24 protein-coding genes are annotated in these 26,274 nt (G+C 63.4%); 14 read left to right on the top strand and 10 right to left on the bottom strand.

Annotated elements, in window-relative coordinates:
- Window position 1: 1 nt before the first annotated feature.
- A complete protein-coding gene (gene phnH / locus EB815_RS09210) occupies window positions 2-613 on the bottom strand; it encodes a phosphonate C-P lyase system protein PhnH (RefSeq protein WP_056577898.1) in 612 nt (203 codons plus the stop codon).
- Window positions 613-1,074, bottom strand: a complete 462-nt coding sequence (gene phnG / locus EB815_RS09215; RefSeq protein WP_056577964.1) for a phosphonate C-P lyase system protein PhnG — start codon at window positions 1,072-1,074, stop codon at window positions 613-615. Before phnG ends, phnH begins: the two co-directional genes overlap by 1 nt.
- A gap of 120 nt (window positions 1,075-1,194) precedes the next feature.
- On the opposite strand from phnG, the gene phnF reads away from it, so the two are divergent.
- On the top strand, window positions 1,195-1,944 hold the full coding sequence (phnF, locus tag EB815_RS09220; protein WP_056577962.1) for a phosphonate metabolism transcriptional regulator PhnF: 750 nt from the start codon (window positions 1,195-1,197) through the stop codon (window positions 1,942-1,944).
- Between the two features lie 15 nt (window positions 1,945-1,959).
- Here the strand turns inward: phnF and EB815_RS09225 are convergent, their stop codons facing one another.
- The 6 genes from EB815_RS09225 to EB815_RS09250 form a co-directional block, all read right to left on the bottom strand.
- Window positions 1,960-2,976: a zinc-binding alcohol dehydrogenase family protein gene (locus tag EB815_RS09225; RefSeq protein WP_056577960.1), complete on the bottom strand. Its 1,017-nt coding sequence runs from the start codon at window positions 2,974-2,976 to the stop codon at window positions 1,960-1,962.
- A 123-nt stretch (window positions 2,977-3,099) separates the two neighbouring features.
- On the bottom strand, window positions 3,100-4,068 hold the full coding sequence (locus tag EB815_RS09230) for an ABC transporter permease (protein ID WP_056577896.1): 969 nt from the start codon (window positions 4,066-4,068) through the stop codon (window positions 3,100-3,102).
- The gene (locus EB815_RS09235; RefSeq protein ID WP_056577894.1) at window positions 4,065-5,618 is read right to left on the bottom strand and encodes a sugar ABC transporter ATP-binding protein; all 1,554 of its coding nucleotides are present in this window, start codon (window positions 5,616-5,618) and stop codon (window positions 4,065-4,067) included. The genes EB815_RS09230 and EB815_RS09235 overlap by 4 nt, the downstream gene beginning before the upstream one ends.
- 167 nt (window positions 5,619-5,785) lie before the next feature.
- On the bottom strand, window positions 5,786-6,781 hold the full coding sequence (locus EB815_RS09240) for an ABC transporter substrate-binding protein (protein ID WP_056577892.1): 996 nt from the start codon (window positions 6,779-6,781) through the stop codon (window positions 5,786-5,788).
- 329 nt (window positions 6,782-7,110) lie between these two features.
- On the bottom strand, window positions 7,111-8,109 hold the full coding sequence (locus EB815_RS09245) for an aldo/keto reductase (protein WP_056577890.1): 999 nt from the start codon (window positions 8,107-8,109) through the stop codon (window positions 7,111-7,113).
- A 124-nt stretch (window positions 8,110-8,233) separates the two neighbouring features.
- Entirely contained in the window at window positions 8,234-9,739 is a 1,506-nt protein-coding gene (locus tag EB815_RS09250) for a UxaA family hydrolase (RefSeq protein ID WP_056577888.1), read from the bottom strand.
- Window positions 9,740-9,995: 256 nt separating this feature from the next.
- Here EB815_RS09250 and EB815_RS09255 point away from each other — a divergent pair, with 256 nt between their 5' ends.
- The 6 genes from EB815_RS09255 to gndA all read left to right on the top strand — a co-directional run bounded on the left by EB815_RS09255 (window position 9,996) and on the right by gndA (window position 15,967).
- Entirely contained in the window at window positions 9,996-10,907 is a 912-nt protein-coding gene (locus tag EB815_RS09255; protein ID WP_056577886.1) for a GntR family transcriptional regulator, read from the top strand.
- 222 nt (window positions 10,908-11,129) lie between these two features.
- On the top strand, window positions 11,130-11,486 hold the full coding sequence (locus EB815_RS09260) for a DUF2946 family protein (RefSeq protein ID WP_056577885.1): 357 nt from the start codon (window positions 11,130-11,132) through the stop codon (window positions 11,484-11,486).
- Between the two features lie 97 nt (window positions 11,487-11,583).
- The gene (locus tag EB815_RS09265; protein ID WP_056577883.1) at window positions 11,584-12,120 is read left to right on the top strand and encodes a copper chaperone PCu(A)C; all 537 of its coding nucleotides are present in this window, start codon (window positions 11,584-11,586) and stop codon (window positions 12,118-12,120) included.
- 39 nt (window positions 12,121-12,159) lie between these two features.
- Window positions 12,160-12,678 carry a YcnI family copper-binding membrane protein gene (locus EB815_RS09270; protein ID WP_056577881.1) on the top strand — a complete coding sequence of 173 codons (519 nt, stop codon included), beginning with the start codon at window positions 12,160-12,162 and terminating at the stop codon, window positions 12,676-12,678.
- Window positions 12,679-12,730: 52 nt separating this feature from the next.
- Window positions 12,731-14,359, top strand: coding sequence for a copper resistance CopC/CopD family protein (locus tag EB815_RS09275; RefSeq protein ID WP_056577878.1), 1,629 nt, complete (start codon window positions 12,731-12,733; stop codon window positions 14,357-14,359).
- Window positions 14,360-14,539: 180 nt separating this feature from the next.
- A complete protein-coding gene (gene gndA / locus EB815_RS09280) occupies window positions 14,540-15,967 on the top strand; it encodes an NADP-dependent phosphogluconate dehydrogenase (RefSeq protein WP_056577876.1) in 1,428 nt (475 codons plus the stop codon).
- Between the two features lie 58 nt (window positions 15,968-16,025).
- On the opposite strand, the gene EB815_RS09285 is transcribed toward gndA, so the two are convergent.
- A complete protein-coding gene (locus tag EB815_RS09285; RefSeq protein ID WP_056577874.1) occupies window positions 16,026-17,069 on the bottom strand; it encodes a LacI family transcriptional regulator in 1,044 nt (347 codons plus the stop codon).
- Between the two features lie 392 nt (window positions 17,070-17,461).
- Between EB815_RS09285 and EB815_RS09290 the strand changes: the two genes are divergently transcribed.
- From EB815_RS09290 to mgrA, 7 genes are all read left to right on the top strand, one after another.
- Window positions 17,462-18,700, top strand: coding sequence for an ABC transporter substrate-binding protein (locus EB815_RS09290; protein ID WP_056577872.1), 1,239 nt, complete (start codon window positions 17,462-17,464; stop codon window positions 18,698-18,700).
- Window positions 18,701-18,782: 82 nt separating this feature from the next.
- Window positions 18,783-19,676: a carbohydrate ABC transporter permease gene (locus EB815_RS09295; protein ID WP_056577870.1), complete on the top strand. Its 894-nt coding sequence runs from the start codon at window positions 18,783-18,785 to the stop codon at window positions 19,674-19,676.
- Window positions 19,669-20,604 (top strand): carbohydrate ABC transporter permease, encoded by a 936-nt coding sequence (locus EB815_RS09300; protein WP_056577868.1) that lies wholly within the window; start codon window positions 19,669-19,671, stop codon window positions 20,602-20,604. The genes EB815_RS09295 and EB815_RS09300 overlap by 8 nt, the downstream gene beginning before the upstream one ends.
- Before the next feature lie 2 nt (window positions 20,605-20,606).
- A complete protein-coding gene (locus EB815_RS09305; RefSeq protein WP_056577866.1) occupies window positions 20,607-21,710 on the top strand; it encodes an ABC transporter ATP-binding protein in 1,104 nt (367 codons plus the stop codon).
- Between the two features lie 51 nt (window positions 21,711-21,761).
- Entirely contained in the window at window positions 21,762-22,508 is a 747-nt protein-coding gene (locus EB815_RS09310; RefSeq protein WP_056577864.1) for a sugar phosphate isomerase/epimerase family protein, read from the top strand.
- A gap of 11 nt (window positions 22,509-22,519) precedes the next feature.
- Window positions 22,520-23,662 (top strand): Gfo/Idh/MocA family protein, encoded by a 1,143-nt coding sequence (locus EB815_RS09315; protein WP_056577862.1) that lies wholly within the window; start codon window positions 22,520-22,522, stop codon window positions 23,660-23,662.
- A gap of 135 nt (window positions 23,663-23,797) precedes the next feature.
- Window positions 23,798-24,844, top strand: coding sequence for an L-glyceraldehyde 3-phosphate reductase (gene mgrA / locus EB815_RS09320; RefSeq protein WP_056577860.1), 1,047 nt, complete (start codon window positions 23,798-23,800; stop codon window positions 24,842-24,844).
- A gap of 91 nt (window positions 24,845-24,935) precedes the next feature.
- Here the strand turns inward: mgrA and EB815_RS09325 are convergent, their stop codons facing one another.
- Entirely contained in the window at window positions 24,936-26,033 is a 1,098-nt protein-coding gene (locus EB815_RS09325; RefSeq protein WP_056577857.1) for a S1 family serine peptidase, read from the bottom strand.
- Window positions 26,034-26,274: the final 241 nt, after the last annotated feature.

Raw genomic sequence — 26,274 nt, forward strand, 5'->3', positions numbered from 1 at the left:
TTCAAGCCTCCATCGTCTTGATACGCGTCGTGCGCGGAAGGCAGGCTATGCCTTGCGATGTGGCGAGGATGATGTCGACGCCGCGCGGAAAGCGCTTGTTGTTCTGCTTCCACTGCTCGATGAAATGACGCGGCATCTGTGCCGGCGCGATCACGGCGCTGGTTTCGATGCCGGGGCCTTCAAGCAAGAGCGGCGCACCTGAAGCGAGGTCGCTGACCTGGAGGATCAGTGTGGTCGATCTGTCGGGATAATCTTGCGTGCCTTGCGCAAAGCCGTCGAGCGCCATCATCTCGGCCGGTGTTGCGACAAACGCGAAATGCGCGTCGGCCGGCGTGTTGGCGAGCGGCGCGCCGGTGTGGAAACCAAGCCAGGAGCCGATCGCGGAGGAGGTGTGAAGGGCCGGGTCGAGCCAGAGCGGCGTGTCGTTGTCGCACAGCGCCAGTGCCACCGCGCCTGACGTTGCCGAGAGCGGCGCCGGCGGACGGGCCAGGACAGGCAAAGCCTGCACGCTGCCTGGCCGCGCCATCGCATCCATGATTGCGCGGAACACGGTCTGGGCGTTGAACACCGGATCGGCGAAGCCGCCCTCGATCGATTGTGCTGCGATATCCATCAGTCCTCTCCGCGAACCATGGTGAAGAAATCCACCTTCGTTGCCGCCGTCTCGGCGCGGCGTTTTTCGTTGGCAGCGGCAAGCGCCGACCTCAGAGGCGCAATCAGCCTGGTCTCGACTTCGGCGCGGCTGGCAGGGTCCTGCCACAGCGCGTCGGCTATTGCCGCCAGCCTTGCCTTCTGCTTGTCGCGACCAAGCGCGTAGCAATGGCCGACCTGACCGGACGGCAACCGGACGGTGGCGCGGGTGACGGTCGCCTCGCCGACATTGAAGGGCGCACCGCCGCCGCCGATACGGCCGCGCAGCGTCACCAGGCCGGTCTCGGGGCCACGCAGCAGTTCGGCCTGCGAGGGCAGGCCGGCCTCGTTCCAGAGCCGGACGATGTCGTCGCCGCTCGATTGCGCCAAAGTCGCCATGGCGGCCTTGCGCTCGGCCTGGTCGCGGGCTTCCTGTCCTCGCATCAGCAGCATTCCTCTTTGCCAAATTTGTCTATTGATATAGACAACTATACAAATTATACATATTACCTAACGCGAGTCCATGACGCGTGGATGACAGGCGATGAAGGGCGGGGCAAATTCATGACCGGACGACAGGAAGCCGACAGTATCGAACGGCGCAGCGGCGTCTCGCTGTGGCGCCAGATTGCCGACAGGATCCTGCAGGCGATCGCCGCCGGGGATTTCGCCGAGAATGCCGCGCTGCCGCCGGAGGTGGCGCTCGCCGAGCGCTATGGCGTCAACCGTCACACGGTGCGCAGCGCCATATCAACGCTCGTGCAGGAAGGGGTGCTGCGGGCCGAGCAAGGGCGCGGCACCTTCGTCTTGTCGCGCAAGCGGCTGTCCTATCCGATCGGCGCGCGCACGCGCTTTTCAACAGGCCTGCAGGGGCAGACATCGGAACGGCATATCGTGCTGCTCGCTTCATCGGTCGAGCCCGCAAGCCAGCGTGTCGCCGAGGGTCTTGGGTTGGCCAGGGGTGCCGAGGTGATCCGGCTCGAGACACGCGGTGAAGCCGATGGACGGGCGGTGTCGCGTGCTGCCGGCTGGTTCGATGGCAGACGTTTCGCCGGCATCGACAGGGTGATGGCCGAGACCGGGTCTGTCACCGCGTCGCTGGCTCGTTTCGGGATAGACGATTATCTCCGGCAATCGACCGTGCTGTCGGCGCGCCATGCCGATGCCGCCGATCTTGCCGACCTGGACCTGCAACCGGGCGCTATCGTGCTGGTCACGGTGGCCGTCAACGTCACCCCGGACGGCCAGCCGATCCAGTTTTCCGAATCGCGGTTTCCGGCCGAGAGGGTGGAGTTGAAGCTGTCGGCGCTGTGAGTCGACGGCGGCGGGCTACCCCACCTCGATCACAGCCTTGATCAGGCCGGATTTCTCGTGCGCCCAGCGGGCGAGATCGCGCGGGGTGCCGCCGAGTGTGGTGCGGTGTGTGACGAGCTTGGCCAATGGCACGGCACCATTGCGGATCGAGGCAGCGACATGGTCGAAGTCGGCGCGCAAGGCGTTGCGGCTGCCGATCAGCGTCATTTCACGCTTGTGAAATTCAGGGTCGGAAAAGACGATGTCGTCCTTGACGACGCTGACCAGCACCAGCGTCCCGCCATGGGCGACATGGGCGAAGGCCGACTGCACCGATTGGGTGTTGCCGGTGGCGTCGAAGACCACGTCGAAGCCTTCGCCTGATGTCGCTTCCCTGACCAGATCCGGCGCCGCGCCGCGCGAGCCATCAAGGGTCTTGAAGCCGAGTTCGGTTGCGGCGAAGGCGAGCCTCTCGCTGCTCATGTCAAGCAGGGTCACGTCAAGCCCGGCGATGCGGGCGAAGATGGCGGTGCCGAGCCCGATCGGGCCGGCGCCAATAACCAGCGTGCGGGCACCGGGATCGGCGCGGGCGCGCCGCACGGCGTGCGCGCCGATGGCCAGGAATTCGACGGCGGCGGCGTCGGCCAGCGACAGGCCATTGGCCGGATAGAGATTCTGCGCCGGGACGAGAATATCTTCGCACATGGCGCCGTCGCGGTGGACGCCTAGCACCTCGATCCTGACGCAGCAGTTCGGCTTGCCGTGCCGGCAGGCGATGCACTTGCCGCAGGACAGGTAGGGGTTGATGACGACCGGCTCGCCAACGGGAAGGTCGACACCCTCGCCGGTCTCGACGATGGTTCCCGACACCTCATGGCCCATGATGCGGGGGTACGCGAGGAAAGGGTGCTTGCCCTCGAAGATGTGGTAGTCGGTGCCGCAGATGCCGACATGGCTGACGGCGACCAGCGCCCAGCCGGCCGGTGGCGCGCCAGGCTCGGGACGGTCTTCCAGGACGAGTTCGCCGGGCGAGCGGCAGACGACGGCTTTCATGTTTTCAATCCAGTCTCCAATGAAATCGCCGGCCTGAAACGATTGACGCAATTCCGCACGGAAAACCGTTTCACACTTTCCTGGAATGCTTCAGACAGGCCGGCGATCGCTTTCGGTTTGTTGCTATTTACCGCCGCGGCGGCGCAGACCGTCGAAATAGACGATGACGATGATCAGCGCGCCGGTGATGATGCGCTGCCAGAAGGCGTTGACGTTGAGCAGGTTGGCGCCGTTGTTGATGGTGGCGAGAATGAACGCGCCGAGCAACGGGCCGTGCACCGAGCCGACAGCGCCGAACAGCGAGGTGCCGCCGATCACCGAGGACGCGATCGCCTGCAGCTCCCAGCCCTCCGCCTGGGTCGGGTTGCCGATGCCGATGCGCGAGGCCAGGAGCACGCCGACAAAGGCCGCGCAGAGGCCCGACAGCGTGTAGGCCATGTAGATGGTGCGCTGGACGTTGACGCCGGAAAGGCGCGAGGCCTCGGCGTTGGAGCCGACCGAGAAGAGATAGCGGCCCCAGCGGCTGTGATGCAGGAAGATGTAGGCCGGAATGCCGACCAGGATCACCATCCAGAACAAATTGGGGACGCCAAGGAAGGAGTTGCGCGAGAATTCCTGGAAGGCATCGTTGTTGATGGAGATCGAATTGCCGTTGGTCATCAAAAGGCCGATGCCGCGCAGCGAGGTCAACGTCGCCAACGTGATGATGAAGGGCGGCAGGCCCATCTTGACGATGCCAAAGCCGTGGAACAGGCCGATAGCGACGCCGACCAGCAGCGTGATCAGGATGGCGAGGAAAACCGGTATGCCGGCATTGATCAGCATCGCGGCGATGACGGTGGCAAAACCGACCACGGCACCGACCGACAGATCGATACCGCCGGTGATGATGACGAAGGTCTGACCGACCGCCAGGATGGCGATCATCGAACCCTGACGCAGAAGGTTCGAGATGTTGTTGGCCGAGGCGAAGCTCGATGTCGACAGCGACAGGATGACCCAGAGCAGTACCAGCAGCGCCAGCAGCGTCAGCCCGAAAAGGGCGTTGTAGTTGCGCTTGGGTTTTTCGGCAGGAATCGCCTCGGTGCTCATATCTTTCCTCCCAGCTTTTCTTGTTTCTCGGCGAGCGCCTGTGTGAGAATTTCCTCGTGATCGGCGGTGCGGAACCCATGTGTTGCCACCAGTTTGCCGCGGCGGAACACATGCAGCGTGTCGGCCAGCTCATAGACTTCGGGCAGATAGGACGAGATCAGGATGATGCCTGCACCCTTCGACAAGAGCGCACCGAACAGGCGGTAGATCTCGGCCTTGGTGCCGACATCGACGCCGACTGTCGGCTCGTCGAAAATGAACAGCTTGGCGCCATGCGCCAGCCATTTGCCGATGACGATCTTCTGCTGGTTGCCGCCCGACAGGCTGGAGGCCAGCGCATTGCGTGTCGGCGTCTTGATGCGCAGATCGGCGATCTGGCGGTCGGCCTGGGTCTTTTCCTGCGCGCCGGAGATCAGCAGGTTGTTGGAGATGCGCTTGTAGATCGGCAGGTTGAGATTGAGGCCGACCGGCAGGTTGAGACAGAGGCCCTGGTCGCGGCGGCTTTCCGGCGCCAGCGCCATGCCGAGCTTGATGGCGTCGTGCTCGGAGTTGATCTGAACCGGCTTGCCTTCCCACAAAATCTCGCCGGCCGATTTGCGATGGCGGCCGTAGAGCGTGGTGACGAACTCGCTGCGTCCGGCGCCGATCAGGCCGTACAGCCCGACGATCTCGCCGGCGCGGACCGTCATCGAGACATTTTCGAAGCCCTTGCCCGACAGGTTCCTGGCCTCGACGATCACGGCGCCGGGGGTGAAATGTTCCTTGTGGTAGACCTGTTCGATCGAACGGTTGATCATCAGCTTGACCAGTTCGGCGTCGTTGGTCTCACCGATGTTCCTGGTGCCGACCAGCGTGCCGTCGCGCAGCACGGAGACGCGATCGGCCAGCTCGAACACTTCCTCCATGCGGTGGCTGATGTAGATGATGGTCACGCCTTCGGACTTCAGCCGGCGGATCAGGGTGAAGAGCTGGTCGGCCTCCTTGCGGGTGAGGTAGGCGGTCGGCTCGTCGAAGATCAGGAATTTGGTGCCGCGCACGGTGGCGCGGGCGGCGGCGATCAGCTGCTGCTGGCCTATGGTGAGGTCGCCGAGCACGACATGCGCCGGCAGATCGAAGCCGAGATCGTCGATGATCTTCTGCGCTTCCTTGACCATGGCGCGCTGCTGCAGGATGCCGAAGCGCGAATTCTCCTCGCCGAGGAACATGTTGGCGGCGACGGTCAAATGCCGGCAGAGCACGACTTCCTGGTGCACGGCGTTGATGCCGAGCGCCATCGCTTCATGCGGGGTCGCCAGCGCCGCCGGTTTGCCTTCCCAGACGACCTCGCCGGAGGTGCGCGGCATGACGCCGGTCAGGAGCTTGATCAGGGTGGATTTGCCGGCGCCGTTCTCGCCGACGATGGCGTGGATTTCGCCCGCCTTGAAGGCCAGCGTCACCGGCTTCAACGCATGGGTGCCCGGATATTTCTTCTCGAGGCCACGCAGTTCGAGGATCGTCCTGCCGGGCTCCAGCACGGGGGCAGGATGCAGGTCTTGCGCCGTCGATGTCATGACAATCCTCCCAGATTGGCCTCCCAGATTGGTCTTACAATCCGGTGCGCGGCAAGGCTCTTAAAACGCCCGCCGGAGCAGCCTAGCCCAGGCTGGCGGATTTCCAAGCGATATGGCTGTCGTTTCCGGGGCACGAGGCCCCGGAAACCGTGCGGCTGCGCCTAGGCTTAGTTGAGCTTCGGGTTGAGCAGCGCGTCAATCTTGGGATCCTTCATGTTGGCCTTGGTGACCAGGTTGGCGCCTGTGTCGACATTGGCCTCGACCTTCTCGCCCTTGGAAGCGGCGAGCGCGGTCTTGATGCCGTCATAGCCCATCCGGTAGGGATCCTGGACGACGAGGCCGGAAATGACACCGTCATTCAGGAACTTGATCAGCTTCTCGTCGCTGTCGAAGCCGATCAATCCAACCTTGCCGGCAAGCTTGTTCTCAGCGATCGCCTGGCCGACGCCCTGCGCCATGATCAGGTTGGAGGCGAAGATGCCCTTCAGGTCGGGATTGGCGGTGATCAGGTCGGTCGCGATGTTGAGGCCGGTCGTGGCCTGACCGTCGGCATATTTGTCGGCGACCAGTTCGAGACCGGGATACTTGGCCTTGAGCTGTTCCTTGAAACCCTGGGCGCGCTGCTCGAGCGAGCCGGCGCCAGGCAGTGCGGTGATCAGCGCAACCTTGCCTTCGACCTTGCCGCCATTGGCCGCGCCGATGGCCGCCGCGAGACCATCCGCGGCGACGCGGCCGCCCTGGACGTTGTCGGTGGTCAGGAACGAGGTGAAGGCCTTGGAGTCGGCGCTGGAGTCGATGCCGATGACCTTGACCTTGCTTGCTGCCTCGTCGATCGGCTTGCCGAGCGCCTTGGCTTCAGTCGGCGCGATGACGACGGCGGCCGGGTTGCCGGCGACGGCGTTCTCGAGGATGGAGATCTGGCCGTTGACGTCGGTTTCAGCCTGGGCGCCGAGTTCCGGCACGTTGACGCCAAGATCCTTGCCGGCCTTGCGGGCACCGGCGAGCACGATCTGCCAATAGAAGGACGTGGTGTCCTTGACGATGATCGGAATGGTCACATCCGCCGCCGAAACCGGCGCCGAATGCATGACGCCGGCGAGCATCGAGGCTGCTGCCATCGCCATCACGGCACGGCGGTTGAGAATGCTGGTCACGAATTTCATAGGATTCCTCCCTAAGTCGCCCGGTGAACGTTACGGAAGTTCCGTTCGGATAGGCGCGGCCCAAACGGAACTTTATCAATAAAAAACATTTACGCTGTTTTGATAGTGCATCGATCTGGACGATGCAAGCGGTGTTTCGCGCCCGACCTCCCAATGGCAGGCACAGACTCATGCCGCTCCTCCCCGGACGCAGCCAACGCTCCCGTTCCGTTCTGTAAACGCATGGAATATTAATTCCATGTATTAGTCAATATGGAACATTCATTCTTTCTTCGATGTCGCGGATTTGTGAAGGGGAGCCCCTCCCATCAAGCTGATGGATGCCGGCGTCACGCCAGGCTCTGCACCACCGTGTAGGGACGATATTTTTGATATTCCGTCTGCGGCACGTCGATGTCGAGCAGGTCGAGGTTGCGTGTCAGGTTCGCAAGTTTTGCGGTCCCGGTCAGCACGGTGGCGACCGTCGGCTCGTGCAGGGGAAACTGGAAGGCGGCGGCCGCCAGCGGATAACCGCCTTCGCCGGCGATCTTCTCCATGGCATCGACCCGGCCGAGCACATCGCGGCTGGCGGGCTGGTAATCGAAATGCGCGCCCTGCACCGGTCCGGTCGCCAATATGCCGGAGTTGAAAACGCCGCCGATCACCAGCGACGTCCGCTGCGCCCGGCATAGCGGCAGCAATTCGGCCTCCGCGCTGCGGTCGAGCAGGGAATAGCGGCTCGCCAGCAGGATGCAGTCGAGCGGCGCCCGGCGCATCACGTCAAGGCAGATCTGGACTTCGTTGACGCCCAGTCCATAGGCGGAAATCGTGCCGGCCCGCTTCAGGTCCTCGAGCGCCTTGAGCCCGCCGTCCATCAGCTGGCGAAAGTGCAGTTTTGTCTTCTCGACGCCATGCGTGTAGACGCCGATGTCGTGCACATACAGGATATCGATCTTGTTCAGGCCAAGCCGCGCATAGCTGAAGTCGACCGACCGCATGATGCCGTCATAGGAATAGTCGTAGTCGAGTGCGAACGGCAGCGGATCGACATAGGAGTGATCGGGTACCTGGTCCTCAGGCACCGGACGGAATAGGCGTCCGACCTTGGTGGACAGCACGTAGGAATCGCGCGGCTTGTAGCGCAGGAAATCGCCGAAGCGTCGCTCCGACAGGCCGAAACCATAGAAGGGCGCGGTGTCGAAATAGCGCAAGCCGGCCTCCCAGGCGCCTTGCAGCGTCTCCATCGCCGCCTCACGCGAGCAGGTGCGGTAAAGGCCGCCAATCGCGGCGCCACCGAAGCTGACCTCGGTGACCTCGAGCGCCGTCTGGCCGATGCGGCGTTTTTCCATGCAAACCCTCCCCGTTGCCGGCCGCTGTCTCGCCCGGCAGTCTACCACATGTCAGGTGAATGCTGAGCAATTCCAGGGAAAGTGTGTAGCGGTTTTCCGTCCGGAATTGCGCAGAAACAAAGAGTTAGAGCGTCGCGCCGAGATGCCAGGGCACGAACTCGTTGTCGCCATAGCCAAAATCCTCGCTCTTGGTCTTGCGGCCCGAGGCCGTCTCGACGATGAGTTCGAAGATCTCGCGGCCCATGCCGGCGATGGTCTTTTCACCCGAGGCGATGACGCCGCAATTGACGTCCATGTCCTCTTCCATCTGGTGATACATGGTGGAGTTGGTGGCGACCTTGATCGAAGGGGTCGGCCGGCAGCCGAAGCAGGAACCGCGACCTGTGGTGAAGACGATGACATTGGCGCCACCCGCGACCTGGCCCGTGGCCGAGACCGGGTCGTAGCCGGGAGTGTCCATGAACACCAGTCCGTTGCCGGTGACCTTTTCGGCATAGCCGAACACGCCGTTGAGCGGCGTCTGGCCGCCCTTGGCGACCGCGCCAAGCGACTTTTCCAGGATGGTGGTGAGGCCGCCCCGCTTGTTGCCGGGCGAAGGGTTGTTGTCGATCGAGGCGCCATGCTTGGCGACGTGATCTTCCCACCATTTCACATAGCCATCGAGCTTCTTGGCGATTTCTGGCGTCGCCGCGCGATAGGCGAGCAGATGCTCGGCGCCGTAGATTTCCGTGGTCTCGGAGAGGATGCCGATGCCGCCGACGCCGGCCAGTATGTCCACCGCAGCACCCAGCGCCGGATTGGCCGTGATGCCCGACATGCCATCGGAGCCGCCGCATTGCAGGCCGACGACGATCTCGCTGACCGGGATCGGCTCGCGTTTCAACTGGCCGACTTCCTCGGCGATCTCGGCCAGCACGCCCATCGCCTTTTCCACCGATTTGCGCGACCCGCCGGCGTCCTGGATGTTGAAGTGGCGCTTGCCGGCGGCGACGCCCTTCTGGCCGTAAAGGGTGAGCTGGTTGACCTCGCAGCCGAGGCCGACCATCAGCACGCCGCCGAAATTCGGATGGCGGGCATAACCGGCGAGCGTGCGGTGCAACACCATCATGCCGTCGCCGGTGCCGCTCATGCCGCAGCCCTGGCCGTGGACGATCGGCACGAAGCCGTCGATGCCGGGATATTTCGGCAGCAAGGTCCGGTTGGCTGTGTCGGCGATCGAATGGCAGACGGTGGCCGAACAATTGACGCTGGCGATGATGCCAATGAAATTTCGCGTGCCGGCGCGGCCGTCGGCACGGCGGTAGCCCATGAAAGTTCGAGCGCGATCGGCCTCGGTCGCGTGCTCGGCCTCGCTCGGCGGCACCACCGGCAAACGGCCGGCCTCGAAAACCAGATTGTGCGAATGGACATGCTCGCCGGGCGCGATGTCCTGCGTGGCGCGGCCGATTGCCTGGGCATATTTCACCACGGCTTCACCGGCGGCAATCGGCTTGATCGCGACCTTGTGGCCGGGCTCGATGAGGGCGGTGGCAAGCGCGCCGCCCGGCAGGACGGTGCCGATCTCGATGCGGCCATTGGCAACGGCGACATTGTCGGCGGGGGACAGAAGGATGGTGTTCGACACGTTCACGGGCGGTTTCCTGGGTGATCCTGGGATGCGCGCGGATTGACACGCGCCTGTTAAGAGTTAATGTCTTTTATCGTGAAAAAACAATTTTGCGTCAATTGTTTTTTCGCGGCGGTACCGGGTGCTCCTCGGCAAATGGTAGCGCCGCAAACAATGGATCGGATCCCGGCGAAAGCAATTCCTGCTTTTCAGGGTCATGGGAACGTCATATTGCGCTTCAAGCCGGCCGCCGCAAGCGCCGGCATGAATGGGTCAGGGGATGTCGAAGAGCAACAACGTCTACAAGGACGCCTATAACAGGTGCCTCAGGCTGCTTGACGAGACGCGCAGCCTGCCGTCGGAGCCGGAACTGGGCGCGCTGCTCGGGGTCAGCCGCACCACCGTGCGCAGTATCCTGGCGCGCATGGAGGAAACCGGGCTGATCGCCTGGAACAAGCGCGCCAAGACGGTGCTGCGGGACCCAGGCCCCGGCGATTTCTTCCCCGAGGAAGAGACCGACACGCTGGCCGAGATCATCGAGCGATCGTTCATGCGCAGGCTGCTCGCCGACGGCGCCGAGGCCGGCATGCAGATCAACGAGCTCGAACTGGCGCGCGAGATCGGCGTCGGCACGACCAGCGTGCGCGAGTTCCTGATCCGTTTTTCGCGCTTCGGCCTGATCGAGAAGCGCCGCAACAGCCATTGGGTGCTGAAGGGCTTTACGCGGGCCTTCGCGCTCGAACTGACCGAGATCCGCGAAATGTTCGAATTGCGCTCGGCGGCAGCCTTTGCCGCTCTGCCGCCGGACAGCTCGGTGTGGGCCGATCTGGACAGGCTGGAGGACGAACATCGCCAGCTGGCACGCGAGATCGCCACGCGCTTCAACGAGTTTTCGGAACTGGACGAGCGCTTCCACCGGCTGATCCACCGCGCCTCGCGCAACCGCTTCATCGTCGATTTCTACGACGTCATCGCCATGATCTTCCATTACCACTATCAGTGGAACAAGGCGCAGGAGCGCGAGCGTAATGAAGTCGCGGTCGGCGAGCATCTTGCCTATATCGAGGCGCTCAAGTCGCGCGACCTCGGCAAGGTCGACGCCGCCTGCCGCAAGCACCTGAAGTCGGCGCGCCAGACATTGCTGACCTCGATTCCCGAAAGCCGTTCGCCGCAAAAACCTGAGCCGCGCTGAAGGCCGCATCAAGGCTCGAATTTCCGTTTATGCGTGTCGTTGTCCTAAAACCACTGCGCGGGCTCTTGGGCGACATGCATCAGTCGCGCCGCGTTGCCGCAGCCTCGAATTGGCGATTTTCCGGTCGCCGGTTGCGTGATAGGTATCCTTTCGAGGACTGCTCGAAGAGGCAGATGGTTTGAACAGGCAAGTCATTTGAGCAAGAAGGCGAGACGCTGGAGCATGCCGGCCGCGCTTGTTGCGGCCTGTCTGCTGCTGCTCCAGTCGACGCTCGGCGCGTTCGCCTTCGGCACCGGCCCGAATGCCGCGCAGCTCGACGCTTTCGGCAACGTCATCTGTACCCGCGACGGCGCCACCCAACTCCCCGGCGGTGACCAGCACCCGTCCCATCTGCCGGCCTGTTGCTCGCTTGGCTGCGGCATGTTTTCATCGGCCTTCGCGCCGCCATCCAATGCCGGGCTGGCCCTGGGCGGCCTGTCCTTTGAAACGGTCGCCTTCGTTTTTCCGGCGAGCATTCATCTCGACTTGGCGCGCGAACGCTCGCCGTCGAACCCGCGCGCGCCGCCGTTGGCCGTCTGAGCCTTTTTGCCCGGCGGAACCTTTCGCGGGCGCACCCATCCAAAGACCAAACGGCTCGCGACCGGTGACGGCGCGATCATCCCCTCATGGAGCAACCATGTCCCATTTTTCCCCCAAAGCGGCGGGTACTCTGTTCGGCCGCACTCTGTCCCGTTTCCGGGAGCATCTCGGCCGTGTCGCGCTGGCTTTTGCGATCATGTTCGCCGGCGCCCAGTCCGTCCTAGCGCATGAGTTCAAGGTCGGCGATCTCGAGATCGAGCATCCCTGGTCGCGCGCCACGCCGGCAGGCGCCAAGGTTGCCGGCGGCTATTTCACCATCATCAACAAAGGCAGCGCGCCGGACCGCCTCGTGTCGATTTCCTCCGACATTTCGGACAAGGCCGAACTGCATGAGATGGGCGTCAAGGACGGTGTCATGACCATGCGGCCGGTTACCGGCGGCCTGGACGTCCCCGCCGGCGGTAAGGTGGCCCTGGCGCCAGGCGGCTATCACCTGATGTTCATCGGCCTGAAGCGGCAACCCAAGCAAGGCGAGAAATTCGCCGCCACGCTGACCTTCGAGAAGGCCGGCACGGTCAATATCGAGTTCGCAGTGGAAGGCATGGGCGGCGGCATGGACGACCACGCCAATTGACCGGTCCAATTCTAGAATTTTGAAATCAGAGGGACCATCATGAACAAGTATCTCTTGGCGGCTGGCGCGCTTGTCGCGCTGGGGACGAATGCCGCCTTCGCGCATATCACGCTCGAAACCCAGGAGGCGCCAGTCGGCTCGACCTACAAGGCAGTGCTGCGCGTGCCGCATGGCTGCGACGGCAAGGCGACGACCGCCGTACGCGTGCAGATTCCCGAAGGAGTGATCGCGGTGAAGCCGATGCCGAAGCCTGGCTGGACGCTGCAGACCAAGAAGGGCAAATATGAAAAATCCTACCAGCTCTATGGCCAGGCGGTGAGCGACGGCGTCAAGGAAGTCGACTGGAGCGGCGGCAATCTGCCGGATGAATTCTACGACGAGTTCGTCTTCCGCGCGACGCTGACGGCGGATCTGCCTGTTGGCCAGAAGCTCTATTTCCCCGTGGTGCAGGAATGCGACGGCGCCACCGACCGCTGGATCGAGATTCCGGCAGCTGGGCAGGATGAGGACGCACTGGAGAATCCGGCGCCCGGCATAAAGCTGACGCCGAAGAAATAACTTTCCCTGGTGCGCTCTGCTTGCCGGATCGCACCGCATCCCATGGCATGGCATGACCGCAATACCGTTTCGGATGGCCGATACCACCAGCAGGCTCGTAGGCTGGATTGCCTGCGGGCTGCTGGCCGTGGCGTTCATTGTCATTGCTTCGACAAGTCAGGCCTTTGCCCATGCGGCGCTGATCAAGACCGACCCGGCAGACGGTGCGGTGCTGGCGCAGGCTCCGGCGCAGTTCTCGCTGACCTTCAGCGAACCGGTTTCGCCCCTGGTGCTGACGCTGGTGAAGCCCGACGGCACGCCGGTTGCGCTGACGTCCTTCCGCCTCAGCGACCAGACGGTCGAGGTCGACAATCCGCAGGCCCTCAAATCCGGCACGCATGTGCTGAGCTGGCGTGTCATTTCCGCCGACGGCCATCCGGTCGGCGGCTCGCTCTTGTTTTCCGTCGGCGCGCCAAGCGAGCCGCCCGTCGTGTCCGAAGCGGTCGACTGGCCGCAGCGATCGGCGATCTGGATCGGCAAGGTCCTCCTCTATGCGGGCCTTTTCCTCGGTGTCGGCGGCGCTTTTGCCCTTGCCTGGCTGGCCGGAGATGGCCGCGCCGGTCAGCGATTTGTCATGGCCGCGATCCTGTTCGGGCTGGTAGCGGCACCCTTGTCGCTCGGCTTTCAGGGGCTCGATGCGCTGGGAGCGCCGCTCAGCCATCTGGCGCAGCCGGTGATCTGGCGAAACGGGCTGGGCACTAGCTTTGGCTGGACCGTGCTGGTCGCCCTGATCGCGCTGGGTCTCGGTCTGCTGTCGCTGGCCGGACCGCGTGTGGCCGCCAAGCCGTTTGCCCTTGCCGGCCTTGCCGGCGTCGGCGTCGCCCTCGCCGCCAGCGGCCACGCCAGCGCGGCCGAGCCGCAATGGCTGACGCGGCCCATGGTGTTTGTGCATGGCGCCGGCATCGCCTTCTGGGCCGGCGCCCTGGTGCCGCTCGGTCTCGCGCTGAAGCACCGGACGACCGACGCTGTCGGTTTCCTGCGTCGCTTCTCCCGGGCGATCCTGCCTGCCGTGGCCATGCTCGCCGTAGCGGGCATCGTATTGGCCGTCATCCAGGTGCAGACGCCCTCGGCGCTGATCGGCACCGCCTATGGCCGGCTGCTGCTGGTCAAGCTCGTGCTGCTGATCTTCCTGTTCACGCTGGCCGCCATCAATCGCTGGAGGCTCACCGCCTCGGCCGAGGCGGGATCAACGGAGGTGCAACGCAGGCTCACCCGCTCGATCGGCGCCGAAATGCTGATCGTGCTGGCAATCTTCGGGGTTGCTGCCGGCTGGCGCTTCACGCCACCACCGCGCGCGCTGGCGATTGCGGCAGCGCAGCCGGTCTCGATTCACATCCACACGCTGCAGGCGATGGCCGATCTCAGCATCACGCCGGGCCATGCCGGTCCGGTCGCCGCCTCGATGGTCATCATGACCGGCGATTTCGGGCCGCTTGACGCCAAGGAGGTGACGCTGGTGCTGTCGAAACCGGATTCCGGCATCGAACCGCTGAAGCGCGCGGCGACCAAACCCGGCGACGGCAGCTGGCGCGTGGACAACCTCGTCATCCCGATTCCCGGCCGCTGGACGGTGCGCCTCGACATACTGGTCTCGGACTTCGAGATCGTGAAGATCGAAGCGCCGGTGGACATCAGGCCATGACGGTCTATATGGCCGCTTGCGACGCGGCCCGGTCTTGCAGGCAGCACAAATAGGCGAGGCGGTTGACGCGGCCCGAAAGGCCCGTCAATCATCTTGGGAAGAATGGGCATCTCGGAAAGAGTGGACATCCCACCCAATCGCGGGCTCCAACCAACAAGATCCGAAAGCAGGGAAGAAACGATGGAACAAGCCGAAATCGGTCTGATCGGCCTTGGCACGATGGGCTCCAACCTGGCGCTGAACATCGCCGAGCACGGGCACCGCATCGCCGTCTTCAACCGCACCCGGGCGCGCACCGACGCTTTCGTCGAGAATGCCGGCGCGCTCAAGGACATGGTTGTCCCCTGCTACAGCCTGGAGGAACTAGCCGCGGCGATCCGGCCGCCGCGTCCGATCATCATCATGGTGCTGGCCGGCAAGCCGGTCGACGAACAGATCGAAGCCTTGCGCGGCGTGCTGTCCAACAACGACATCGTCATCGATGCCGGCAATGCCAATTTCCGCGATACGATGCGGCGCTTCTCCGAGCTGTCCGGCTCGGGTCTGACCTTCATCGGCATGGGCGTGTCCGGCGGCGAGGAGGGCGCGCGCCATGGCCCGTCGATCATGGTCGGCGGCACGGAAGATAGTTGGAAGCGTGTCGAGAAGGTGCTGACCGCCATCTCCGCCAAGTTCAAGGACGAGCCCTGTGCCGCCTGGCTCGGCACCGACGGTGCCGGGCATTTCGTCAAGACCATCCACAACGGCATCGAATATGCCGACATGCAGATGATCGCCGAGATCTACGGCATTCTGCGCGACGGCCTGGGCATGGGGCCGAAGGAGATCGGCACGGTCTTTGAGAACTGGAACAAGGGCCGGCTCAACTCCTACCTGATCGAGATCACCGCCAAGGTGCTGGCGGCCGACGATCCCAAGACCGGCAAGCCCGTGGTCGACATCATCCTCGACCGCGCAGGCCAGAAGGGCACCGGCAAATGGTCCGTCATCGAGGCACAGCAGCTCGGCATTCCGGCAACCGCGATCGAGGCCGCGGTGGCGGCGCGCGTTCTGTCGTCGATCAAGGATGAGCGGCTGGCGGCGGAAAAAGCCTATGGCGCTATCGGCGTGTCGAAGATTTCCGGAGACAAGGACGCGCTGCTGAAAGACCTCGAACTGGCGCTGTTCGCCGGCAAGATCGCCGCCTACGCGCAGGGTTTTGCCGTGATGAGCGGCGCCTCTAAGGAGTTCAACTGGAACCTGCCGATGCCGACCATCGCCAAGATCTGGCGCGCCGGCTGCATCATCCGTTCGCAGATGCTGGATACGATGGCGGAGGCCTTCAGCAGCGGCGGCGCTTCGACCAACCTTTTGATGGCGCCGGCTTTCATCGGCTTGATGCAGGAGGCGCATCCGTCGCTGCGGCGTATCGTGGCAAGGGCTTCCGAAGCCGGCGCGCCGGTGCCGGCACTGTCTTCCGCGCTTGCCTATTTCGACAGCTATCGCCAGGGCCGCGGCACCTCGAACCTGATCCAGGCGCAGCGCGATTTCTTCGGCGCGCACGGCTTCGAACGCATCGGCGAGCAAGGTGCCTTCCACGGTCCCTGGGGCAGCGGCGCGGCTGGCTGAAGCAGGGCCGGCCCGGACATTGCGGTTTGGCCTGGCCGGATGCTCAGGTCGGGCCAAGTCAGCCGCGATAGGGCAGAACCTCGCTTGGCTTGCTCAGCGTCTGCAATGAGCCGGGTGCGGCGCCGCCGATCCAGCCGAGCACGGCACGGGCAAGCTCGGAGCCGGCCAGCCGGAAGCTCTCGTTGACGACGAGCAGTTCGCGCCGGAACAAATGCAGCAGCTCCGAGGATTGTTTCGACACCACGTCGACGTCGCGGCCGAGCTTGAGACCGGAATCCTCGATGCCGGCCACGATGGCGAGCGTGGCGGCGGCGGCGCTGCTGACAAAACCGTCCGGCCGGTCCTTGCGCCGCATCAACTGCGCGGTCCTCATCCTGATCTGCTCGATCGATTGATCGATGGAAACGGTGTTGAACGGCACCTCGCTGGCGCCGACTTCACTCAGAGCATCGACGAAGCCGTTCACCGTATGGCCGTAATAGGTGAGGCCAACGGGCGGCGTGACAAGGGCAAGGCGGCTGCGGCCCTTGGCGGCGAGATAGCGCACAGCCTCGTTCGCAAAGGCGTAGTTGTCGAAGTCATGATAGGGATGCACCAGCCCCATGTCGGTGCGGCCATGCGTGGCAAAGGGAATGCCGCGCTCCAGCATGTAGCGGGCCCGGGGATCGTTCGGCTGCGTGCGGGAGATGATGACGCCGTCGGCCGAGCCGGTCTCGACCAGATAGCGCACCGGATCCAGCGGATCCTGCGAACGCGAATATGGCGTGACGATCAGATGGTAGGGCGTGTCGGCGATGACCTCGGTCACGCCATAGATGATATCCGAGACGAAGCTCATGAGCTCGTGCTCGGTGTTCAGCACAAGACTGATCACATTGGTCTTGCCGGTCCTGAGCCTGACGCCGGCGCGGTTCGGGCGGTAGCCGATCTGCTTGGCGACGAGCTGGACACGCCGCCTGGTCTCGGCGCCGATCTCCGGCGCGTCCTTCAGCGCACGAGACACAGTGGTGACGCCGAGCCCGGTCATGAAGGCGAGCGTCTTCAACGTCGGCCGTTCCTGCGCCGACGCTTCCTCGTTCTTGTCCGTACGCTGTCTGTCCATTCGTCCCGCCCGTCAGGCGCATAGCAGTCGCCGGGCGGCCCGGCAATCTTCGCGATTGCCGCGAAGCACGATTTCAAGCCCGGCAGTGCGTCAATATACTGAAACGTTACAGATTGCCAATCGCGTTGCGCCGATGACGAATTTGGACGCCGTGAAATTCCCTTGAGAATCCAAGGTCAAACGCCATTTCGGCATGTTTCCGGCGATTTTCATGAGCCACGGCCTGTTTTGCTCTGCGATTGCTCATATTGCGACGCACAATGAAGCAGCCGATCGAGGTATTTTATTCGCGACTCGAAAAAATATCCGACGGCTTCACGCCTGGGGTTGCGCCATCCGCGCAATTGCCGTATCGAAAATCTGTAACGTTTCAGATTCTGGGAGGAACCGAAATGCGATACAAATTTCTGACCGCCGCGCTGGCGGCAACGGCCGCGCTGCAGTTCGCCGGCCCGGCAGCGGCGACGGACCTGGAAGTCACTCATTGGTGGACTTCCGGTGGCGAGGCGGCGGCGGTCGCCGAACTCGCCAAGGCTTTCGATGCCACCGGCAATCACTGGGTCGACGGCGCGATTGCCGGGTCCGGCGGCACCGCGCGGCCGATCATGATCAGCCGCATCACGGGCGGCGACCCGATGGGCGCCACCCAGTTCAATCACGGACGGCAAGCGGAGGAACTGGTGCAGGCCGGCCTGATGCGCGACCTGACCGATGTCGCCACCAAGGGCAAATGGACCGAGGTCGTGCGGCCGAAGAGCCTGCTCGACAGCTGCACCATCGACGGCAAGATCTACTGCGTGCCGGTCAACATCCATTCCTGGCAGTGGCTGTGGCTGTCGAACGCCGCGTTCGAGAAGGCGGGCGTGCCGGTGCCGAAGGACTGGAATGAGTATGTGGCGGCCGCGCCGGCACTGGAGAAGGCAGGCATTGTCCCGCTGGCGGTGGGCGGGCAGGCCTGGCAGTCGTCCGGCGCCTTCGACGTGCTGCTTGCCGCGGTCGGCGGCACCGACACCTTCCTCAAGGTCTACAAGGACAAGGACGCCAAGTTCGCGGCCGGTCCGGAAGTCGCCAAGGTGTTCAAAGCGGCCGACGATGCGCGCAAGATGGCCAAGAACACCAATGTGCAGGACTGGAACCAGGCCACCAACATGGTCATCACCGGCAAGGCCGGCGGCCAGATCATGGGCGATTGGGCGCAAGGCGAGTTCCAGGTCGCCGGCAAGACCGCCGGCAAGGACTATACCTGCCTTCCCGGCCTTGGCCTGAACGAGGTCATCGCCACGGGTGGCGATGCCTTCTACTTCCCGTTGCTCAAGGATGGCGACAAGGCCAAGGCGCAGGAAGTGCTGGCCGAGACCTTGCTCGATCCCAAGACCCAGGTCGCCTTCAACCTCAAGAAAGGCTCGCTGCCGGTGCGTGGCGACGTCGACCTCAACGCGGCCAACGATTGCATGAAGAAAGGCCTCGCCATCCTGGCCAAGGGCGCGGTCATCCCCTGGACCGACCAGCTGCTTTCGCAGGACAGCCAGAAGCAGAAGGAGGACCTGTTCTCCGAGTTCTTCGCCAAGCCGGAGATGACCGTGGAAGAGGCGCAGAAGCGCTTCGCCGCCATCATCGCCTCGGCTGACTGACCGCCGGGGTCCTCCCGACTCCCGGTCTTGCAAGCGCAGGACCGGGAGTGACCACCTTTCCCTTTTCAACGCGGCTGGCGAGATGAGCAAGAGCGAACGCCCGAACCAGCTTTTTCGCAATCTCAATGCGAAGATCGCTTCGATCCCGATGATCCTCACCGCGCTGGTGGTGTTCGTCGGCGGCACGGCGTGGACGGTGCTCTATTCCTTCACCAATTCGAAGCTGCTGCCGCGGCTGAATTTCGTCGGCCTCGACCAGTATTACCGATTGTGGGCGACGCCACGCTGGCTGATTTCGATCGAGAACCTTCTGATCTACGGCGTGATCTCGCTGGTGTTCTCGCTGGTGATCGGCTTCATCCTGGCGGCGCTGCTCGACCAGAAGATCCGCTTCGAGGACACGTTTCGCACCATCTTCCTCTATCCCTTCGCGCTGTCCTTCATCGTGACCGGCCTTGTCTGGCAATGGCTGCTCAATCCGGATTTCGGAATCCAGGGCGTGATACGAAGGCTTGGCTGGACGAGCTTCAATTTCGATCCGCTCTACGATTCCAGCATCGTCATCTACGGCATATCGATCGCGGCGCTCTGGCAAGGCACCGGGCTCATCATGTGCCTGATGCTGGCCGGCCTACGCGGCATAGACGAGGATATCTGGAAGGCCGCCCGGGTGGACGGGATACCGATGTGGAAGACCTATCTGTTCATCATCATCCCGATGATGCGGCCGGTCTTCATCACCACGCTGGTCATCATCGCGTCGGGCATCGTCAAGGTCTATGACCTCGTCGTCGCCCAGACCAGTGGCGGGCCGGGCATCGCCTCCGAAGTGCCGGCAAAATATGTCTACGACTACATGTTCTTCGCCCAGAATCTCGGCCAGGGCTTTGCCGCCTCGACCATGATGCTGCTCTCGGTGATGATCGTCATCGTCCCGTGGGCCTATCTCGAATTCGGAGGCAGGAAGCGTGTCTGACCATGCCGTCTCCCTGTCCGCGCCGTCCGGCGCCATTCGCGCCGATGCCTCGGGGCCGAGCGGGTCGAAGCCGCGCCACATGTTCTCTCGCCGCAACATCTTTCTCTATGGCACGCTCATCGTCGTGGCGCTCTACTACCTCTTGCCGCTCTATGTGATGATCGTCACCTCGCTCAAGGGCATGCCGGAAATCCGCCTCGGCAACATCTTTTCGCCGCCGCTCGAGATCACTTTCGAGCCGTGGGTCAAGGCGTGGTCGACGGCTTGCACCGGCCTCAATTGCGACGGGCTTTCGCGCGGCTTCTGGAACTCCGTCCGCATCACCGTCCCCTCGGTGATCCTGTCGATCGCGATTGCGTCCGTAAACGGCTATGCCCTGGCAAACTGGCGCTTCAAGGGCGCCGACACTTTCTTCATCATCCTGATCGTCGGCGCCTTCATCCCCTACCAGGTGATGATCTATCCGATCGTCATCATCCTGCGCGAGATCGGGCTCTATGGCAGCCTGAGCGGACTGGTGGTCGTCCACTCGATTTTCGGCATGCCGATACTGACACTTCTGTTCCGCAACTATTTCACCTCCATGCCGGAGGAGCTGTTCCGGGCGGCGCGTGTCGACGGCGCCGGCTTCTGGGGCATCTATCTGCGGATCATGCTGCCGATGTCGCTGCCGATCTTCGTCGTCGCCGTCATCCTGCAGGTGACAGGCATCTGGAACGACTTCCTGTTCGGTGTCGTCTACACGCGCCCCGACACCTATCCGATGACGGTGCAGCTCAACAACATCGTCAATTCGGTGCAGGGCGTGAAGGAATACAACGTCAACATGGCGGCCACCATCCTGACCGGGCTGGTCCCGCTCGTCATCTACTTCATTTCCGGCAGGCTTTTCGTGCGTGGCATCGCTGCTGGCGCGGTGAAAGGATAAGGATGGCCGAAATCGCAAACCCCAGCGTGTCGATCCAGGATCTGTCGCTGAACTATGGCGCGGTGTCGGTTCTGCAGACCCTCAATCTCGATATCGCCGAGGGCGAGTTCATCGTGCTCTTGGGCCCCTCCGGCTGCGGCAAGTCGACCTTGCTCAACTGCATTGCCGGGCTGCTCGACATTTCGAAGGGCCGCGTCTTCATCAAGGGCAAGAACGTCACCTGGGAAGAGCCCAAGGATCGCGGCATCGGCATGGTGTTCCAGTCCTACGCGCTCTATCCGCAAATGACGGTGGAGAAGAACCTGTCCTTCGGCCTGCGTGTCGCAGGCGTGCCCAGGGACGAGATCGCCAGGCGTATCGCGCGTGCCGCGGAGATCCTGCAGATCGAGCCGCTGCTGCAACGCAAGCCCTCCGCGCTTTCCGGGGGCCAGCGCCAGCGCGTTGCGATCGGGAGGGCACTGGTGCGCGATGTCGACGTCTTCCTGTTCGACGAGCCGCTGTCCAATCTCGATGCCAAGCTGCGCTCGGAACTGCGCGTCGAGATCAAGCTCTTGCACCGCAAATTGCAGAACACCATGATCTACGTCACCCACGACCAGATCGAGGCGATGACGCTTGCCGATCGCATCGCGGTGATGAAGGGTGGCGTCATCCAGCAACTGGACGCGCCGCAAACCATCTACAACCGGCCGGTCAACCGGTTTGTCGCCGGGTTCCTGGGGTCGCCGGCGATGAATTTCATCGAGGGCCAACTGGAAGCGGGCGACAGCCCTGTATTCGCCGCCGATGGCGTTTCGATACCGCTCGACCGATATGAGTTCGACAAGGATGGCGGCAGCGCCGGCAAGTCCTGCGTGTTCGGCATCAGGCCCGAGCACATAGCCTTTGGAGATGCGGCCAGGGCAATGCCTTTCACGGCCGAGTCGGCGGTTGAGATCGTCGAGCCGATGGGCTCCGATACACTGGTGTGGACAAAGCTCGGCGGCCGTAATTTTTCCTTCCGCGTCGAGGCGGAAAAGACGCTGCGCACCGGCGATCCGGTCCGGATCGGCTTCGACCCGGCCCGCGCCTCGCTGTTCGACACCCCATCCGGCGGCCGCATGTAGCTTCCAAAGCCATCCTTCCAAAGACACTCCACAAGCAAACGGACAGAGACGATGAACTGGTCATTTCAACTTTACAGCGCCCGCAATTTCCAACCCTGGGAGGGCGTGCTCGCCACACTCGGCAAGCTCGGCTACACGCAAGTCGAAGGCTTCGGCGGCGTCTATGAAAATCCCAAGGCCTTCCGCGCCGAACTCGACAGGAATGGCCTTTCCATGCCGACCGGGCATTTCTCCATCGATGCGCTGGAGAAGGATTTCGACGGCGTGCGCAGGATCGCCGAGGCGCTCGGCATCAAGCTTTTGATCTGCCCCTATCTGGTTGCGGAGGGCAGGCCGTCGGACGCTGCCGGCTGGCGCGGCTTCGGCGAGCGCCTGGCCAGGGTTGGCGAAGCGGCCTCAAAGGCCGGTTATGGCTTTGCCTGGCACAACCATGATTTCGAGTTCAAGGCACTTGCCGACGGCTCGGTGCCGCAGGATCACATCCTGTCTTCCGCCCCCGGTGTCGGCTGGGAGATGGACCTCGCCTGGGTGGTGCGCGGCGGCGCCGATCCAGTGCCGTGGATCGAAAAGCATGGCAAGCGCATCGTCGCCGTGCATGTGAAGGACATCGCCAGGCCGGGCGAAGGCCTGGATGAGGACGGCTGGTCGGATGTCGGCCATGGCACCATCGACTGGGCCGGCCTGATCAAGCTGCTGCGGGCCAGCAGCGCGGCAAAATACTTTGTCATGGAACAGGACAATCCAAACGACATCGAGCGTTTCGCCCGACGTTCGATCGCAACCGTCAAGAATTACTAGGACCGATCACCATGGCAAAGAAACTGGGTATTGGCGTTATCGGCTGCGGCAACATCTCGAAGGCGTATTTCACGCTGGCGCCGCTGTTCCGCGGCATCGAGATGCGTGCATGCGCCGACATCAACATGGACGCGGCCAGGGCGCGAGCGAAGGAGTTCAAGCTGAGCGCCGAGACTGTCGAGGATCTGCTCAAGGCCGAAGACATCGACATCATCGTCAACCTGACGATCCCGGCGGTGCACTACGAGGTGTCGAAACAGGTGCTCGACGCCGGCAAGCACGTCTATTCGGAAAAGCCGTTCGTGCTCTCGCTCAAGGAGGGCCAGGACCTCAAGGCGCGCGCCGAGAAGAAGGGGCTGCGCATCGGCTCGGCGCCCGACACTTTCCTCGGTGGCGCGCACCAGCTGGTGCGTGAGCTGATCGATGAGGGGAAGCTCGGCAAGATCACCAGCGGCACCTGCCATGTGATGGGCCACGGCATGGAACACTGGCACCCCAATCCGGATTTCTTCTTCCAGCCGGGCGCCGGACCGGTGCTCGATATCGGGCCGTACTACATCACCAATCTGATCCAGCTGATCGGGCCGGTGAAGCAGGTGGCGGCCTTCGCGACGACGCCTGCCAAGGAGCGGACGATTTCATCGAAACCGCGCGCGGGCGAAAAAATCCCGGTCAACACGCCGACCACCATTCATGCCGTTCTGGAATTCGAGAACGGCGCCGTGGTGACGCTCAACACCAGCTGGGATGTCTGGGCCCATGACCACGCGCCGATGGAGCTCTATGGCGAGGCGGGCACGGTGTTCGTGCCGGATCCGAACTTCTTCGGCGGCGACGTACGCTTCACCGAAGAGGGCAAGCCGGTCAAGAAGCTGCCGAAATGGAAGCACCCGCTTGGCGTCCCGAATGAAATGCACGGCCAGGGCATGATGGCCAATTACCGCACGTCAGGCCTCGCCGACATGGCGCTGGCGATCGTCGAGGGGCGGCCGCACCGCTGTTCGATGGAACTGGCGCTGCACGCCGTCGATGTCATGACCGGCATCCTGCGCTCCGGCGAGACGGGAAAATTCGTCGTCATGCAGACGACCTGCGAGCGGCCGGCCGCGCTTGGCGTCAAGGCAGCCAAGGAACTGCTGGCGAAGAAGAAGTAGGTCACGAGATTATCGATAATTTTGATCGGTCCCTCTCCCCGTTTTCTTGGGGAGAGAATAAAGGGTAGGGCGCCGGGCCAGCTTACCGCGGTGTGATGAGGCTGGCCGGTCTGTTCAGATTCGAGGATATTTCCCATGCCCTATGTCGCCGCCGAAAATCGCTATGAAAAAATGATCTACAACCGTTGCGGACGCTCCGGCCTCAAGCTGCCGGCGATCTCGCTCGGTCTGTGGCACAATTTCGGCAATGACACGCCGCACCGGACCAAGCAGGCGATCGTGCGCAAGGCCTTCGATCTCGGCATCACCCATTTCGACCTCGCCAACAATTACGGACCACCGCCCGGTTCGGCCGAGACCGCCTTCGGCGAAATCCTGCGCACCGATTTCGCCGGCTACCGCGACGAGCTGATCATCTCGACCAAGGCAGGCTATGAAATGTGGGCGGGGCCTTACGGCGAATGGGGCGGGCGCAAATACTTGCTGGCCAGTCTCGACCAGAGCCTGAAGCGGATGGGGCTCGACTATGTCGACATCTTCTATTCGCACCGCTTCGATCCCGACACGCCGCTTGAAGAAACCATGGGGGCGCTCGACCATGCGGTGCGCTCAGGCAAGGCGCTCTATGCCGGCATCTCGTCCTACAACTCGCAGCGCACCCGCGAGGCGGCGGACATATTGAGGCAGCTCGGCACGCCCTGCGTCATTCACCAGCCGAGCTATTCGATGCTGAACCGCTGGGTCGAGGAAGACGGGTTGCTCGACACGCTTGAGGGGCTCGGCGTCGGCTCGATCGTGTTCTCGCCATTGGCCCAGGGCATGCTGACCGACAAATATCTCGGTGGTATCCCCGAGGGCAGCCGCGCCACGCAGGGCAAATCGCTGAAGACCGCTTTCATCAATGACAAGACCGTCACCAACATCAAGGCGCTCAACGTCATTGCCGGCAGGCGCGGCCAGACGCTGGCGCAGATGGCGCTGGCCTGGGTGTTGCGCAAGGGCAAGGTAACGTCGGCACTGATCGGCGCCAGCCGGCCGGAACAGGTCGAGGACTGCGTCGGCGCGCTGAAGGTGCTCGACTTCAGCGATGCCGAACTGGCCGAGATCGATAGCTACGCGCGCGAATCCGACATCAATCTGTGGGCGGCCTCCGCCGAGCGCAAAGGCCCTGCGAGAAAGTAGCCTCGCCAGGAGATAGGCTGGCCTGGCAAGCCGGCAAACAAAACGGCGGGACATGTCCCGCCGTTTTCACGTTGACGCACATGGCCGGGCTTCAGGGCGTCGCTGGTTTCTGGGCCGTACCCAGCCCTGCCTTCGGCTTTGCCGGCGCGGGAGCCGCGGTCTTCATCTTCGCCTCGATCCAGCCGCTGTAATTGGCCAGCCGGGTATAGATGCCATAGGCGTCCTTGTGGCCGCAGGCCGCGCTGCCGTCGGCCGGGCCTTCGCCCCAGCTGACGACGCCGACCTGGACCGGGCCGTCGGCGCCGGTCATGAACAGCGGGCCGCCGCTGTCGCCGTTGCAGGCATCACGCACACCACTGGTGGTACCGGCGCAGATCATGTTGCCGGTCAGCGGATCGGTCATGTCGGCGGCGATCGCATCGGCGGCGGCATCGATGCCTTTTTCGGAATAGCGCATGCGGTGGGACAGATCGCCAAGTGCCGCCTTCAGATCATGCGCGTAGATGGCCTTGATGCCGCTGTTGCAGGTACTGTTCGGCTGCAGATCGAGATCGGCGACCATCAGCGTGGTCGGGAACGTTCCGTCCTGCATCTTGCCCCAGCCGGTTACGGTGGTCTTGCCGTTGTCGGGGGTCGCCTCGCGCGTAAGCTTGATGGTTGGCGCGTCGGCCGGCTCGGCAAGCCGGAGCAGGCCGAGGTCGTTGTCGAGCGTCTGCTCGCTGTAACCCTCGTTGACGATGACCTCCACCACCTTGTGGCGCGTGCCTTCGCTGAGGTCGGTGGCGCCGGTCAGCACTGTGACCGAGTCCGGCGAGATCGGCTCGCCCTTGTCGTTGAGGCAGTGCGCCGCCGTCAGCACCCATTGCGGCGCGATCAAGCTGCCGCCGCAGAATTGGGCATTGGCCTGCGAGGCCGGGTTCTCGTCCAGCCTGGCGGTGGTGAGGAGTGCGACCTGGAACGGATAGGCGCCCTTTTCGGCCTGGTTGCCGCCATAGACGCGGTCGGCGCCGTCGGGGTTTTCCGCCGCTGCCTTGGCCCTGGCATCGGTCACCCGCTGCATCGGCGAGACGGCCGCCTCCGGCCTGACGGCGCTCTCGTCCGCCCGGACGGTGTTGATGAATGCAACGGCAGCAGCAACGCCGAGCAGCGACGCGGCAGCGATTGGCCCGAACAGATTTGTGATGTGCACCTGAACCTCCTGAGCAACTCTCCCATGCGGATCGGCCCAGGGCATTGTGCAAGGAGGTGTTGCCGGTTCGACGATCCGCATGCGCGCCGCATCGAAACGGCGCGCGATCGGTCACAAAACCGAATCCCACTTTTGCTAACCGTGCCCGCGAGCAGAACCCGCACAAAATCCTATAGCCCCCCACGGGCTACGTGGAAGCGATTTGTCATTGCCGATCTTGGATTATTTTAGGCAGTATATC

The sequence above is a fragment of the Mesorhizobium loti genome (genome assembly GCF_013170705.1).
In the GTDB taxonomy this organism is placed as follows: domain Bacteria; phylum Pseudomonadota; class Alphaproteobacteria; order Rhizobiales; family Rhizobiaceae; genus Mesorhizobium; species Mesorhizobium loti_D.